At 67.7% G+C, this 14,577-nt stretch carries 13 protein-coding genes and 1 tRNA gene; 9 read left to right on the forward strand and 5 right to left on the reverse strand.

The window, feature by feature from the left end:
• Positions 1 to 527 precede the first annotated feature (527 nt).
• Both ACWEOW_RS09705 and ACWEOW_RS09710 read left to right on the forward strand, forming a co-directional pair.
• Positions 528 to 1,400 (forward strand): hypothetical protein, encoded by an 873-nt coding sequence (locus ACWEOW_RS09705; RefSeq protein WP_452268982.1) that lies wholly within the window; start codon positions 528 to 530, stop codon positions 1,398 to 1,400.
• 47 nt (positions 1,401 to 1,447) lie between these two features.
• On the forward strand, positions 1,448 to 2,023 hold the full coding sequence (locus ACWEOW_RS09710) for a hypothetical protein (protein ID WP_452268983.1): 576 nt from the start codon (positions 1,448 to 1,450) through the stop codon (positions 2,021 to 2,023).
• Between the two features lie 182 nt (positions 2,024 to 2,205).
• Here ACWEOW_RS09710 and ACWEOW_RS09715 read toward each other — a convergent pair whose 3' ends face one another.
• From ACWEOW_RS09715 to ACWEOW_RS09730, 4 genes are all read right to left on the reverse strand, one after another.
• Positions 2,206 to 2,823: a hypothetical protein gene (locus tag ACWEOW_RS09715; RefSeq protein ID WP_452268984.1), complete on the reverse strand. Its 618-nt coding sequence runs from the start codon at positions 2,821 to 2,823 to the stop codon at positions 2,206 to 2,208.
• A gap of 90 nt (positions 2,824 to 2,913) precedes the next feature.
• Positions 2,914 to 4,509: a hypothetical protein gene (locus tag ACWEOW_RS09720; protein WP_452268985.1), complete on the reverse strand. Its 1,596-nt coding sequence runs from the start codon at positions 4,507 to 4,509 to the stop codon at positions 2,914 to 2,916.
• Positions 4,510 to 4,684: 175 nt separating this feature from the next.
• The gene (locus ACWEOW_RS09725) at positions 4,685 to 5,182 is read right to left on the reverse strand and encodes an acyltransferase (RefSeq protein ID WP_452268986.1); all 498 of its coding nucleotides are present in this window, start codon (positions 5,180 to 5,182) and stop codon (positions 4,685 to 4,687) included.
• Positions 5,183 to 5,266: 84 nt separating this feature from the next.
• On the reverse strand, positions 5,267 to 6,064 hold the full coding sequence (locus tag ACWEOW_RS09730) for a hypothetical protein (protein WP_452268987.1): 798 nt from the start codon (positions 6,062 to 6,064) through the stop codon (positions 5,267 to 5,269).
• A 173-nt stretch (positions 6,065 to 6,237) separates the two neighbouring features.
• Between ACWEOW_RS09730 and ACWEOW_RS09735 the strand changes: the two genes are divergently transcribed.
• Both ACWEOW_RS09735 and ACWEOW_RS09740 read left to right on the forward strand, forming a co-directional pair.
• Positions 6,238 to 6,310: transfer RNA gene (locus ACWEOW_RS09735), tRNA-Lys, on the forward strand.
• A gap of 401 nt (positions 6,311 to 6,711) precedes the next feature.
• Positions 6,712 to 9,033, forward strand: a complete 2,322-nt coding sequence (locus ACWEOW_RS09740) for an ATP-binding protein (RefSeq protein WP_452268988.1) — start codon at positions 6,712 to 6,714, stop codon at positions 9,031 to 9,033.
• Between the two features lie 219 nt (positions 9,034 to 9,252).
• Here the strand turns inward: ACWEOW_RS09740 and ACWEOW_RS09745 are convergent, their stop codons facing one another.
• A complete protein-coding gene (locus tag ACWEOW_RS09745; RefSeq protein ID WP_452268989.1) occupies positions 9,253 to 10,026 on the reverse strand; it encodes an IclR family transcriptional regulator in 774 nt (257 codons plus the stop codon).
• Positions 10,027 to 10,209: 183 nt separating this feature from the next.
• Between ACWEOW_RS09745 and ACWEOW_RS09750 the strand changes: the two genes are divergently transcribed.
• The 5 genes from ACWEOW_RS09750 to ACWEOW_RS09770 are packed head-to-tail and all read left to right on the forward strand — an operon-like array spanning position 10,210 to position 14,567.
• On the forward strand, positions 10,210 to 10,596 hold the full coding sequence (locus ACWEOW_RS09750; RefSeq protein ID WP_452268990.1) for a hypothetical protein: 387 nt from the start codon (positions 10,210 to 10,212) through the stop codon (positions 10,594 to 10,596).
• Complete coding sequence (locus tag ACWEOW_RS09755; RefSeq protein WP_452268991.1) at positions 10,593 to 11,453, forward strand: alpha/beta fold hydrolase; 861 nt, start codon at positions 10,593 to 10,595, stop codon at positions 11,451 to 11,453. Before ACWEOW_RS09750 ends, ACWEOW_RS09755 begins: the two co-directional genes overlap by 4 nt.
• The gene (locus ACWEOW_RS09760) at positions 11,450 to 12,607 is read left to right on the forward strand and encodes an acyl-CoA dehydrogenase family protein (protein ID WP_452268992.1); all 1,158 of its coding nucleotides are present in this window, start codon (positions 11,450 to 11,452) and stop codon (positions 12,605 to 12,607) included. Before ACWEOW_RS09755 ends, ACWEOW_RS09760 begins: the two co-directional genes overlap by 4 nt.
• Positions 12,604 to 13,614: a MaoC family dehydratase gene (locus ACWEOW_RS09765; RefSeq protein WP_452268993.1), complete on the forward strand. Its 1,011-nt coding sequence runs from the start codon at positions 12,604 to 12,606 to the stop codon at positions 13,612 to 13,614. The genes ACWEOW_RS09760 and ACWEOW_RS09765 overlap by 4 nt, the downstream gene beginning before the upstream one ends.
• A complete protein-coding gene (locus ACWEOW_RS09770) occupies positions 13,611 to 14,567 on the forward strand; it encodes an HpcH/HpaI aldolase/citrate lyase family protein (protein ID WP_452268994.1) in 957 nt (318 codons plus the stop codon). Before ACWEOW_RS09765 ends, ACWEOW_RS09770 begins: the two co-directional genes overlap by 4 nt.
• Positions 14,568 to 14,577 lie beyond the last annotated feature (10 nt).

A 14,577-nucleotide genomic window follows, 5' to 3' on the forward strand; every position in this document is an offset into this window, starting at 1 on the left:
CCCCGCCGAGCGGTCGACGATGTCCGCCACCAGCTATGAGGCCGCCGATGGCCCGGCATAATCCCCGCGGGCGAGCCCGTCGACGTTGCCCCTCCAGGGACAACGCCGCGAGTACATCACAGAACCGACCTGGCTCCCCTCGCCACCGAAAGACGCCACGAAATCGCCTCAGCCTTTGCGGGGGTGGTGGCGTTTTTTGTGATGTGGCGCCCGAAATTCGTGCGTCCCGCAAACAAATCCCTTCTTACGAACTGGGATGCGGGTTCTTTCGCAGTGATCCGCCAAGAAGGCCGCACGTCGGGGGCGCCGGAGCGCCCCGACTCGTAGACGCGCTGGCCACCGCGTCGCCTGGAGGCCCAGCGACCGCGATCAGCGAGCTCGGAAGGGGGGCAGGCCCATCGGCGGGCCTTGGACCAGCGCACCTCACTACGAGCGACGTGTCTGATTCGAGCAACTCGCAGCCGGACGTTGGAACCGTCACGCAGAGCGGGGTGTCTACAGCCCCGCCAGGGGGTGACCTCGTGGCCGTGACTGGCGAGCTGAGACGAGACGGTCACGCGGTTGCGGGCCGCTTGATGGTTCGGGTCTGGCCATTGCAACAGATCCTTTCGGCCCTGCCTGAGGGCGACTCGTTCACGACACCGGTCGTCTCACGGCAAGCGATCCCCGCGAGCGGTCGCTTCGCCGTGACCGTGGATCCGTCGGCGCTACCGGCGCGATACCTCGGCAGCGGCGACCAGGTCGATCTCGAGCTGATCGTTTCGGACGGCGTGAGCCAAGCCAGCTGGTTCACTTCGGTGGTGCGTGCGGAGAAGGACCAGCTGACGCAGGACAAGCAGCGAAGCCGGGTGTGGGTCCCCGCATCCGCCCGCAACCAGGCCGGCAACGAGATCGTTACGTTGGACATCGGCAAGGGCACCGCCGATGCAGCATCGTCGCCAAAGTCACGCCAAGCGGGGGCGGACGGGCGCCTCGGCTCCCCGGTGCTCGGCACGCGGAAACTGGCGGTTGAAAGGACCTCGGCGAAGGGGTGGGATGAGCCCGCACTGGGTCAGACGTCACCCGCAGTGCCGATGGAGACGTGCGTGACCTCGTCCGGGCCGCTCATCACGAACCTTCCCGATGCATTCGCCCACGTGTATGCGTGGTCCGGGTCCAAGGGGACGGTGGACTTCGACACGGGCAGCAACCACACCCTTGGGATCGGGTCAGTCAGTCTGGAAGAACCAAGGCACCAACGTCACGTTCAGCTCTGGGGTGGACATCGGCCCCGTGAACGTATCTGCACAGTCGGGGTGGAATGTGGGAACGAAACTGACCTGGGCCATCACGGCCAACACACGCATCTGCGGGTCGAGCAGCGTGGGATGGCCCTGCTCAGCCGACCTGGACGCCCGTAAGTGGTGACTGCATGGTGAGTCTCCCCTCACGGCGGAGGCACCGGCTGATGCCGGCGCTGGTTGTGGCGGCGCTTGCCGCCACAACCAGCGGCACCACGCCGACTGTGCACCAGACACCGGGCACCACCCACCCGAGCACAGGCGTGGAGCCACTGATCCACTGGATCGGAGAGTTTGAGGACAACCAGGCGTTCGGGATGGGCATCCCAGTCCCAACTCTGTCCAGCACCGCAAGCATCGGCGCGCTCCTGCTGTGCAGTACCGGCGTGGGAGCTGCCCCCACCATCACCAATGTGCAGTTCGCCACCGGCTCAGACCTCGTCCGCGTCAAGGCTTGGGGTCTGCGCGACCTCGCCCCAGGGGACACCATGCTCGGCACGCTGATTTCCCAACCGGTCGCCAGCGCAGGCTTCGACCAGCGTGACGCTCGCGTGAAGCCACCCCGCGCCACCAACGGCACGTCCCGTACCGAGCTCCGCATCACCATGCAACCCGTTCACGCACCTACGGTGACCGCCAAAGACCTCACCATCACCTACCGGTCCGGGACGAGCACCAGAACCGCGTCGATCCCTCTGACCATCGTCATGTGCGTCAACCAACCAGGCACCTGTGGGCCCTGACGCAACGGGTCCCAGCCTCACGAGCCGAGCAGGTCCCGGGCTGTGACCCCCTGATCCGGGACCCGCTCCTCGTTGCAGTACGCGCTCACGAGGCGGCGGCTCCAACCGGATCCCGCGGATCGAGGGGCGTGGTCATCCGACCGTGACCAGGTTCGAGACCCGCGGCCCAGGCTCTCGCGCCGTCAGCGATCGGACGGCTCAGGCGGCGGCTTCTGTGCCGGGCAGGGAGCGCCCACCCCGACGGCGACGCGCCTGCTCTGATCGGCGACCTGCACCACAACCGCATAGCAGCCGGGACGATCGGTCCAGAAGCCGCCGGGGTACCACAGCCACCCGGTGCCAGAGGCGGGGCTACAGGTCGTGGGCGGGACAACCAGCGTCGTCGGGACAGCGGGCGATCCCCAGCCGATGCGTAGGTGCGCGAGATGTTCGGGCGCGACTCTCAGCTTCCAGTGACTCCCGCGTTTGAACCCGAGGCCCGTCTTGGCGAAGTAGGCCAAGAGCGGAGACGTGTGATCCGGCTGTCGGGCCGTTTGCAGGGCCGGTGCCCGCAGCGAGGGCAGCGCGACCTGGCCGAGGACGACGAGGCGGTCGGGTGTGGGTAGCTCGTCGCCGATCGCGTTGCAGTCCAGCGGGATACCCGCATCGCCGCTGACGCCGGAGGATGTGCCCTCCGCGCCCGAGGTCAGCTGTGAGGTGAGGGATGAGGTCCCGGGGGAGGCCGGGAATGGCTGGATCGACGGTGCCGAGCAGGCCGCGACGAAGAGCAGGCCGACGAACGCTCCGACGAGGAACCGCACGTGCTCACCATGACGTCTCCCTTGCCGGGACGCAACGCGGTATGCCGCGGCTGTCAAACGGTCACGGTTCCACGCCGCGGCAGCCCTGACCTACGGGAGTCGGCCGCTGCTCGGGCAGGGGTTCTCCGGCAGCACGTTGCGGAAGTTGCTCACGAAGGTGCCCTCGGGGAAACCGGGATCGCCTGGGTAGTAGGTCGCCAGCTGGGGGCCGTACTCGGCGGTGGAGGTGCCTCCGAACGTGTTCGTCGTGCCGGGGATGAAGGTACCTCCTTCCTGCCACGCACACCCGCCGCTGGGGCCCGACCGGGTCGAGTAGATGGGGTAGAACTGAGCGCCCGGTGGTGGGTTGACACAGCCGGTTCCGTCCAGCGCGCACGGCTGGATGGCCGGCAGGTCCGCCTCGAACGACATCCGGCTGTAGTTGTGGCCGTTGGTCTGTGGGCTGGTGACGACGAAGGACTCCGAGTGCAACAGCTGGTCCTTCACCGGGTCCGCCAGCGTGCCGGACCAGTCGGCTTGGTACGACGTCCCGTCGAAGTCGAACTCGGTCCCGATGCAGCCACCGACCGGGGCAAGCAGGGAGGCACTGGCGTTGAAGCAGCCTGTGTCGTCCGCATCTTTCTTCGCCTCACCGACACCCGGGTTGACGCAGCTGCCCTGCACGTTCGCGCGGTCGCAGTACTCGAAGTGGCCGATCTCGTCGGAGAAGGATGCGTTGTAGGTGTGCACCGCCCACGGAACGATCGTGTGCTCGCTCGATGTGCTGTACATCGGGTGGAACGCGTACGGCTCCTCGGTACACGTGGCCGCCGACGGCTGGAACAGCGGGTGGGCGAAACCGTTCGCGACGCTGGCGGTCATCGACCCGCTCTGTCCGCTGGTCAGGTCCGTGACCGAGTTGACGAGCCCGGACGGAGAGTCGTGAATCGAGATCTGCAGCGAGTCGCCGGCGTCCATGAGCAGCACCTGCGCAGGATCAGGGGTGAACGTCGCGGCGGTGGCGTTCAGCGGGTCCGGTGGCGCCTGAGGTGAGCCGCTCTTGGTGATGAACGCGAAGTCCACCCACTCCTCACCCGCGCGGTTCAGGCAGTCGGTGTTGTTCAGCTGGGTGCGGGTCGCGGACAGGCCGAACACGGCCATCGCAGCGCACCACTTGGTCGGGTCGCAGGACACGTTCGGCTCGGGCACCCAGCCGGGTGGATAGAACTGCAGCTCAAGGAAGCCGGTCCCCACGTGGTTGCCCATCCAGTCCGGTGAGGCGTGGTCGCTACTGTCCTTGATGTTGGCATCCGAGTCCGGCGTGCACGGGACGCCGGGGTTGGGATAGCTCTGCGTCTCGCACAGATCCATGCCGAACCAGAACGCGATGCTGCGCTGGAAGTTCCACGTGCCGCCGGTCCCGTCCTGCTTGGGCAGCGTCGGCGCCTCACGCGGAAGCCGGAGCTGCCACGTGTTCGTGTTCCCGGATCCGGCCCGGTTCGAGTAGAACAGCATGGCGGGCTCGTCGTGGCCCACGTAGTCGCCTTCGTAGTCCTGACGGGAGCTCGGGTCGGGACAGAGCGTCGGATGCCGCTCGCACAGGGGCCCGAGCGACCCGCTTGGGCTTCCTGACGAAGCCTGCGGGGCTGCGAGGACGGCCGCCGCTACCAGCAGACCGGCCGACAACAGGGCACGGGATCGCTTCATGTTTCCTCCGGTCGACGCCGCTTGAATCTGGGGCCGATCGGCGCTCGACCACGAGGCCACTGCTTCGTTGGTTCCAGTGTGCTCTGCAGGCTGGCCGCTGTCGGGGTTTTGGCGGAGCCGGCGCGCCCGGGGAGCCAGCGGTCCCCGCGAGGAGCAGCGGACGGCATACGAGGGCTCAGGCGTCGAGGTCTCTGACCCGCCTCGCAGGGACACCCACATAGAGGCCGTGAGGATCGGCGTCCCGGGTGACGACCGCACCCGCCCCGACGACGCACCCCTCGCCGACGCTCACTCCCGCGAGGATGGTCGCGCCCGCACCGATCCAGCATCCGTCGCCGATCGTGACCGGGAGGTGGGTGAGCCGGGCTGCCCGAAAGTCGGGGCCACCGATCTCGTGAGTCGCTGTGATGATCGTGACGCGCGGTCCGATCAGGGTGTTCCGGCCGATCCTGACCGGGGCTTCAGCCTCGATGAACACCTCACGGTTCAGGAAGCAGTACGCCAGGTGAAGGTCCTGGCCGGTGAACCGGCAGCCAGCGCTGATCCACGACTCCTCGACCCCTTGCCAACCGAGCCACCGAAGCATCCGCCACCGATGCCGATCGGGCACGGCGGCGGACATCGGCACCCTGCTCAGGGCCTCCAGCGCAGCGGTCTTCAGCCCCAGCCCCATCGCGATGCCTCCCCCACCTGGTGGCGAGGCGAACTGCCCGCCTCCCCTGTAGACGGGCGAGCGACCGTCGCGTGTCGCTTTCGGTCAGCTGCTCAGCTGTCCGGCCGAGACACCCAGCTTGGAGGTCGCCTTCTCGTGTGCGGCCTGGGTCGCGCCCTCGATCTCTTCGGGGTAGGCGCCGATGAACACCATCGTCATCTCGACGTCCGAAGCACCGACGAGAACCTGCGTCAGCTCGAACCCGTCGAGGGCGCCTCCGTCAGCAGTCACCCGAAAGGCGACCGGGGCGTCACCGACCGCCGGAGCCTTGACGGCCCGGACGAGCATCGTGGACTTGCCAACACCCGGCAGCGACAGCGTCACCTTGGAGCACGAGGCCACCGCGGCCTTCAGCTTCTTGTGGAGCGCCGCCACGTTCGCGGGCTTGCCGAGGGAGTCGAGGTACTCATCGATGTACGGTCCGTCCTGGCCGCCCGAGAAGGAAGCCGAGGCACTGGCCAGCGATCCCGGAGCCTTCTCGGCGTTCGAGTACTTGACGAACGCGGCGCACTTGGGGTTCGTCGAGGTGATCCGCGGCGCACCGCCCTCGTCCGAGCCGACAGGTTCTTCCGAGAAGCCGGACGGCATGTCATCCAGCGTCAGCAGGGCGTCCTCGAGGTCGGCCTTCGTCCGCGACCGCGCCTGTGGGGACGGTGTCGTCGCGGTCGCCTGAGGGCTGCTCGTGGTGCTGCCGGTGGGACTCCCGGTCGCTGTCGCGGTGGCTGAAGATCCGGGCGCTGAGGTGGCCGGAGTGGCTGCCGGAGCGTCCGGTACTGAGCATGCGGCGGTCAGTGCGACAAGGGACACGGCGACGGGCACGGCGAAGGCCGCGAGGCGAGACATGGCGCGGAGCGTACATGACGCAGGTAGGGATGGTCGCGGGCGCGCAGCCATCCCTCAATGACTGCGCGCCTCGTCCCTCACATGCCCGTCCCGGGGGGTCGCCTAACAGGCTGTCGGGGGGTCCGAACCGATTTTGTCGGGACCGTGGGCGACTGCTAACGTTTCCCTCCGTTGCGCCGCTAGCTCAATTGGCAGAGCAAGTGACTCTTAATCACTGGGTTCGGGGTTCGAGTCCCTGGCGGCGCACTCATCAGTACTCGTCAGGGCCCTGCTGGCCCTCGTTGGTGCTCGTCGTTCCCGACATTTCGGGCCCAAGCGTCCGCGAAACCGTCCGCCTTTGACTGTTGGCGTGACGGTGATGGGCACCAACGCGAACGAACGACCGAGCACTGACGCGCGCGATCACGTGCAACCGGGCGCTCACGGGCAGCAACAAGACGTCTGACTCGTAACGGGAAGGTTCCGGGTTCGACGTTCGACGGACCCACCAGGGCGCTCCGGACACCCCGGTGGATCGGCATGGGCGAGGTCACCGGAATGGGGTCGCCCCCCGTTGTCCTCCTTCTTTGAGCTCCCCGGCGAGCGACTTCGGACAGAGCGCCGGGAGTACATTCGGAATCGGAAGCCGAGCTGCCGAGGCGAGGGCAATGAGGTCGTCGCATGCGGAGCAGGTGGTCGGACACCTGCCGCTGGAGATGAACACGATGGTCGGTCGTCGCCAGGAGGCGACCGACATCCGCAACCTCCTGGCGACCCAGCGCCTGGTCACTGTCACCGGTCCGGCCGGCATCGGGAAGACCCGCACAGCACTCCATGTGGCCCGCTCGGCCCGACGTACCTTCGCGGACGGGGCCTGGTTCGTCGAGTTTGCCTCGGTGCGCGACCCGGCCCTCGCGGCTCAGGTCGTCCTCGAGACGCTCAAGATCCTCGACTCGTCGGCCCGCGATCCGCGGGTGGTGCTCATCGACCATCTACGGGGACGGCGGCTCCTGCTGGTCATGGATAACTGCGAGCACCTCCAGGCTGAGGTGGCCTCTCTGGTCGGGGCAGTGCTCCGGGAGGTCCCTGGAGCCCAGGTGCTGGCCACTAGCATCCAGCCGCTCGGGGTGCAGGGCGAAGCGACGTATCGCATCGAGCCACTCGCCGTACCCGACCAGGACGGCGTCGCGGCGGCCGCGGACCTGGCGGGCTTCGCGGCCGTGGAGCTCTTCGCCTCGCGCGCCCGGTCGGCATTGGGTGAGTTCGAGGTAGACGCGTCCAACCAGCAGGCGGTCGTCCAGTTGTGCTCGAAACTGGAGGGCTGGCCGCTCGCCATCGAGCTGGCGGCCGCCCGGCTCAAGGTGATGACCGTCGACGAGCTGCTGCGGCGAGTGGACGACCGGTTCCATGTGCTCAAGGGCACCAGTCCGGTCAGCGTTCCGCGGCACCAGACCCTGCTCGCGGCGGTGACCTGGAGCCACGACCTGTGCACCCCTGCGGAACAGCTGCTCTGGCGGCGGGCTTCGGTGTTCACCGGTAGCTTCAGCCTCGATGCAGCCGAGAGGGTGTGTTCTGGCCCCGGCTTGCCGCCGGACCAGGTCATGGACGCGCTGCTGGGGCTGGTTGAGAAGTCAGTCGTCACCACCGAGCAGCGCGGCGGCCGGATGCGCTTCCGGATGCTGGAGGCGATCCGGGCCTTCGGCGAGGAGCGCCTTGCCGAGGCCGGGGAGAAGGAGGAGATCCGCGCCGCCCACTGTGCGTGGACCTCCAGGCTGCTTGCCGAGGCGGCTGCTGGGTGGTTCGGTCCGCGTCAGCTGGAGTGGACCGGGGATCTCCGGCTCGAGCAGGCGAACATCCGGTCCGCGCTGGACTTCTGTGCATCGCACGCCGCACATGCCCGCACGGGTCTGCAGCTGGCCGGATCGCTCTGGTTCCACTGGTTCGCCACCGACTATCTGTCCGAGGGTCGTCTCTGGCTGGAGAGGCTCCTCGTCGCGGACGCCCGGCCCACTGCCGAGCGCGCCCTCGCACTTGGGACCGTGGCCTTTGTCGCTACCCTCCAGGGCGACACCGAGCGAGGGCGTGCCGCGGCGGTCGAGGGCGAGAAGCTGGCCCTGGACCTGGGCGTGCCGGTTCTGGTCGGATTCGCGACGCACCCCCAAGCCCTCGCTGCATGGTTCCGCAACGAGGTCTCGGAGGCTGACGCGTGGTTTGCCCGCGCACAGACGATCTACGCCGAGGCCGGCGCCCCGGAGGCCTGGCGACTCCTGCTGGTCATGAACCACGCCGCGATGCACGCCCTGCTGGGCGAGCTCGCGGTCGCGGCCCCGGAGTTCAAGGAGCTCGAAGCCGCGTGCGAACGGCACGGCGAGCAGTGGATCCTCTCGTACGCCGTATGGGGCCGCGCGGTTGTCAGCTTCCATGCGGGAGCTTATGACGAGGCCGCGGAGCTCCTCCTGCGCAGCATCGCGATGAAGCGGCCGTTCCGCGATGTGCTCGGCCTCGCGCTGGCGATCGACGTTCTCGCCTGGGTGCTCGCGGCGAGAGGTGATCCGGGCCGCGCCGCCCGGCTCGTGGGCGCTGCATCGGGGCTTTGGTCGACCTTCGGGATGGACCTGTTCGGCTCCGAGTTCTTCACCGGGAAGCGGGCCGAGTGTGAGGCCGCTGCCAGGGCGGCCCTGGGCGACTCTGCGTACGAGGAGGAGGTGCGCGGCGGGGCCGCCGCTACCCTGGAGGACACGCTGGGCACCCTCCTCGTTGAGCAATCGGAGCATCGCGACACCAGGCGGCACACCAGCTCGCTGCTGACCCGCCGGGAGCAAGAGGTTGCACGGCTCGTGGCCGAAGGACTGTCCAACCAGGAGATCGCCCACCGACTCGTCATCTCCCCGCGGACCGCCGAGGCACACGTCGAAAACGTCCTTCGCAAGCTCGACTTCCGGTCGCGCGCCCAGATTGCCAGCTGGATCGTCTCTGCACCCGACGCTTGAGTGATCCGGGTACGGGAGGCGCTGCGAGGCTCGGAAGTGAGGAAACAGCAAACCCGCCACGGCTCCCAGCGGAGATGGCGTTTACGACGGTCACTCGCGTGTCTTGTACATCGGCCCAGGCTGTCACGTCGTGCACTACGGGTGCCGCGGAGGTGAGCTTCTCAACCATGTCCCGGTCAGGTGATGCTGAGCCGACGTTCGGGTGAGCGTCCCCGACTGTCAGCCGGGCCCTGGGGCACGGTTCAGAGCCGACTCGATCCGCCGACGGGCATCCAGGAGCAGGCCACCCCATTCGCCGACGCGATCGGCGTCGTAGCGCGAGTCGGGCATCGAGATCGCGACCGCAGCAGCTGCCACGCCATCGGGGGACGCAGCGGCCACCGCGCCGACCGCGAAGACCTCGCCGCGGTTTTCGGCGTAGTTCGTGGCGTATCCAGTCGCGCGAACGCGTTCCAGTTCCTCGAGGAAGGCGCGCGGCTCGGTGATCGTGGTGTTCGTGATCTGGGCCAGGCCGCGATCGAGGTAGGCGCGCACACGATCCCCGGTCCAGGTAGCCATGACGGCCTTGCCTGCCGACGAAGCGTGCAGCGGGATGGCCGTCCCGATGTCGATGTAGGTGCGCACCGCCCGCGGCGAGTCCACACGTTCGAGCAGGACGACCTCCCGGTCCGCTCGCGGCACGCCGAAGTGGATGGTCTCCTGCGTCTCCTCGCCGAGCCAGTTGAGGACGGGAAGGGCGGCCTGCAACAGGCTTGGCTTACCGCGTGCCTGATGTCCGACGGCGCGGACTTTTGGTGCCAGCACCCACTCGACAGGACTCTCCCAGGACGGTTCGAGCCAGCCTTCGTGTACGAGGCTTTTGATCGTTCGATGGATCGTCGACTTGGGCGCTTCCATGATGCGCGCAAGGCGGGAGACGCCGATCGGCTGCTCGGCCGCCACGATCTCGAGCACGTGCAGACCTCGGGTCAGGCTGCTCATCGAGTCAGCCATGTCGCACCCCTCGTCTCGCGGCCGATAACGCCCCACACGCGGGCATGGTACGGCCGATCCGCCCCTGCGCCAGCGGCGGATCCCAAGATGACCGTTGACACGCCTGCCTCATTCGGATCACCATGTGTTCATCATAGTGGAACGTGTGCCGCTATGTGGAACACATGACGGAAGGACTCAATGATGAAGATCCCCGTGGATGGCCTCCGCGAGGCGCTTAACGGCGACCCGGAGTTTGCGCTCCAGGCTCGCTACTGGACGACCCAGTTCCGGCTGACGACCGACTCGCAGAGCCTTCTGGTCACGCTGCGTGACGGCGTGGTGACGAGCGTGGACTCGCTCGCGACGCCGTTCGACACCTGGGACTTCCAGCTCGCAGGGACCGACGAGCAGTGGGCGAACCTGCTGGCAGCGACGCCTCCGCCCTTCTACCAGGACTACTACGCCGCGATGCTCTACCACGGTTTCCGGATCGAGGGCGACATGCGGCAGATCATGGCCTACTACCCAGCCATCCGGCGGACCCGCGAAGTGCTCTCGGCTCTGGTGACCAAGGCGGTGGCGGCATGAGCAGGTTCGCCGATATCGCCGGCCGCTACGTGTATCTGACCGTGGAAGGCGACGAGTACCGGGTCTACGTCGAGACCGCAGGCAGTGGAACGCCTGTCGTGCTCCAGCACACCGCGGGGTGCGACAACCGACAGTGGCGACACCTCTTGGAGGACCCGGACGTCACCGGACAGTTCCAGCTGATCGCGCCGGATCTGCCCTACCACGGCAAGTCCCTGCCGCCGGTCGGCGTGGAGTGGTGGGCCCGGGAGTACTCGTTGACCCAGGACTTCCTCCTGGCTTTCCACCTCGCGCTCCTTGACGCCCTGGACATCGAGCAGCCGGTGTACGTCGGCTGCTCGATGGGTGGCCACCTTGCGGCGGATCTTGCGCTCAGCCATCCGCACCGCTACCGCGCGGTCATCGGCATCGAGGCGGCGCTGCACTCGCACGGCATGGAGCGCATCCTGCCGTGGCTCTACCACCCGGAGATCAGCAACGACACCAAGCCGGCCCTGATGCACACGCTGTGCTCGCCGTCCAGCCCGGAGAAGTACGTCCGCGAGACCGTCTGGGTCTACAGCCAGGGCGCGCCGCCGGTCTTCAAGGGCGACCTCGAGTACTACATGGTCGAGCATGACCTGACCGATACCGCCAAGACGATCGATACCTCGAAGCTCGGGGTGTGGGTGCTCAGCGGGGAGTACGACTGGTCCGCTCCGCCGATGGCAGGCGAGGCGCTTGCCAACGAGGTCGCCGGATCACACTTCGTCCCGATGCCCGGGCTCGGCCACTTCCCGATGTCGGAGCACCCGGAGGCGTTCAAGCAGATCATCCTGCCCGTGCTGCAGGAGGCCGCGGCCCTGGATCCCCGATGACCGCCCACTACCTCACCCCCGAACGGCTCGAACTCCAGCACCTGGCACGGGAGTTCACCCGCCGCGAGGTGCTGCCCGTCGCCAACGAGCTGGACCCCATCGACGGTCAGATCCCGGCGGAGCTGCGGGACAAGATGGCCGGGCTTGGTTTCTTCTCCATCCTGGTGCCGGAGGAGTACGGGGGCCTGGGGCTCGGCGTGTTCGAATACTGTCTGGTCGCCGAGGAGCTCGCCCGCGGCTGGATGAGCGTGGCCAGCCTGATGGCCCGCGGCAACGGCCTCATCGACGGTTTCACCCCGGCGCAGCAGCGCGAGCTGCTGCCCCGGGTGGCCGCCGGCGAGTATCTGTGCGCGTTCGCCCTCTCGGAGGCCGAGGCCGGCTCGGACGTCGCCAACATCTCCACCCGGGCGCGACGCGATGGTGACGAGTGGGTCATCACCGGAAACAAGATGTGGTGCACCTACGCCGACCAGGCAGACTTCCTGGTGTTGTTCGCACGCACCCGCGAGGTCGATCCCGAGCGCAGACACGTCGGCATCAGCGCGTTCCGTGTGGACAAGGAACGCGGATCCTTCCCGGCCGGCATGACGGGCACGCCGATGCGCAAGATCGGGTACCGCGGCTGGAAGACCTGGGAGCTTGCCTTCGACGGGCTACGGCTGCCGGCCGATGCCCTGATCGGCGAGGAGGGCCGCGGCTTCTACGCCGCCATGACCAAGCTCGACGTGGCTCGCGCACACACGGCGGCGCGAAGCATCGGCCTGGCCCGCGGCGCGCTGGAGGACGCCCTGGCCTACGCGCAGGTCCGGCACCAGTTCGGACGCCCGATCGCCGCCAACCAGGCCATCCGCTTCAAGCTCGCCGACATGGCAACACAGATCGAGGCCAGCCGGCAGCTGATGTACCACGTATGCACCACGATCGACAACGGCGGCCGCGCCGACCTGGAAGCCTCGATGGTGAAGTACCACGCCAGCGAGATGGCCGAACGAGTCTGCAGCGAGGGACTCCAGATCCACGGAGGGGCCGGCTACACCAGCGAGTTCGCCGCCGAGCGGTACTGGCGCGACGCACGGCTCACCCGCATCTTCGAGGGCACTTCCGAGATCCAGCTACAGCTCATCTCGGACCGGCTGCTGGGGAAGTCGTCATGACCGCGACGCAGCAAGCCGGATCGGCGGACAACACGGGGCCCGTGATGAGGCGCGGTCACACCTTCGAGGAGCACGTGCCCGGCCGCGTGTTCCTTCACCGATGGCGCCGCACCGTACTTGAGTCCGACAACGCACTGTTCACGACGGCCACGCTCGGCTTCGGACGTCGCTACCTCGACCGGACCGAGGCACAGGAACGCGGACTTCCCGGTGAGCAGATCAACCCCATGCTGGTCTTCAGCATTGTCTTCGGGCTAAGCGTGGAGGATCTCAGCGAGATCGGCGGGCCCTTCCTCGGCGGGGACGACGTGCTGTTCGGAGCCCCTGTCTTCCCGGGCGACACCCTTCAGGCACAGAGCACCGTCATCGAGGCTCGCGAGTCCACCTCGCGACCCGAGATCGGCATCGTGACCTGGGAAACCATAGGCCGCAACCAGGCCGGCGCCGAGGTGATCCGCTACCGACGCAGCAACCAGGTCCGCAAGGGTCCGCTCGACGAGGTCATCGACCCCGTCGACGGGTACGCAGAGGACTACCCCGTCGGCTTCGCCTTCCGGCATACACGGTCGAAGACTGTGGGCGAGATCGACCTCGCGCTGCTGACACCGCTGGTCATGAACTCCGCCCCCGGGCACTTCAGCGACCACCTCATGGCCAACACCCCGTTCGGTGAGCGCATCAACTTCGGCGGCCAGACGCTGTCGCTGGTCGTCGGGATCGCGCAGGAGGACACGACCGAGCGCCTCGTCGCCGAGATCGGACTCACCGGGATCAGCTTCGCCAGGCCGGTCGTCGCCGGCGACACGATTGCCGCCCACAGCGTGGTCATCGCCGTTGCACCCGGAGCCGACTCGAGCAGCGACGACGTCACGTTCCGGCATACGGGCCTCAACCAGCGTGGGGAGGTCGTATGCCGGGTCGACCGTACCGTGCGCCTGCTGCGCCGCGCGCCCCGTCGACCTCACCGTCTCCGTCCAAACCAGACCGAAGAAAGCACCGTCTCATGAAACGCACGTACCGCCCGCGCCGGTCCTGCCTGGCCGTGCCCGGAAGCAGCCCGAAGATGCTGTCCAAGGCCCAGGGCCTGGAAGCAGACGAAGTCTTTCTGGACCTCGAGGACTCCGTCGCACCTGACGCGAAGGTCGACGCGCGCCGGAACATCGTGCAGGCCCTGAACCACGGCGACTGGAGCGGCAAGACCCGAGTCGTTCGAGTCAACGACTGCACCACGCCATGGGCCTTCGACGACGTCGCCGCAGTGGTGCGAGGCGCCGGGTCGAACCTCGACTGCATCATGCTGCCCAAGGTCGAAGAGGTGGCCCACATCCAGTGGCTCAGCATCACGCTCGACCAGCTCGAGTCATCCGAGGGCCTTGCACCGAACAGCATCGGCATCGAAGCACAGATCGAGGGCCCATCGGGACTGTCGCAGATCGACGCGATCGCTTCAGCGACGCCCCGCACCGAGACACTCATCTTCGGTCCCGGCGACTTCATGGCCGCCATGCAGTTCCCCGCCCTGACCATCGCGTCCCCCGGAGCCGGCGGCTTCGACCCGTTCGACGGCGTACTCCTGCAGATCGCTGTCACCGCACGTAAGTACGGCCTTCAGGCGATCGACGGTCCCTACGCACTGATCAAAGACGTCGAGGGATACGCCGCCGCCGCAGCCCGCGCCGCCGGCTTCGGGTACGACGGCAAGTGGGTGCTGCACCCAGGCCAGGTCCAGGCGGCGAACACGGTCTTCTCGCCACCCCAAAGCGACTACGACAAGGCCGAGCTGATCCTGGATGCCTACGCCTTCTACACCTCTCCGGCCGGCGGCTCGCTGGGCGCCGCGATGCTCGGTGACGAGATGATCGACGAGGCGAGTCGCAAGCTCGCGATGGTCATGGCGGAGAAGGGCCGCCGCCTCGGAATGCGGCGCACGACGTCCTTCACGGCCCCTGCATCGGCGTGATCGAGGGTAA

This window comes from Monashia sp. NPDC004114, assembly GCF_053603855.1.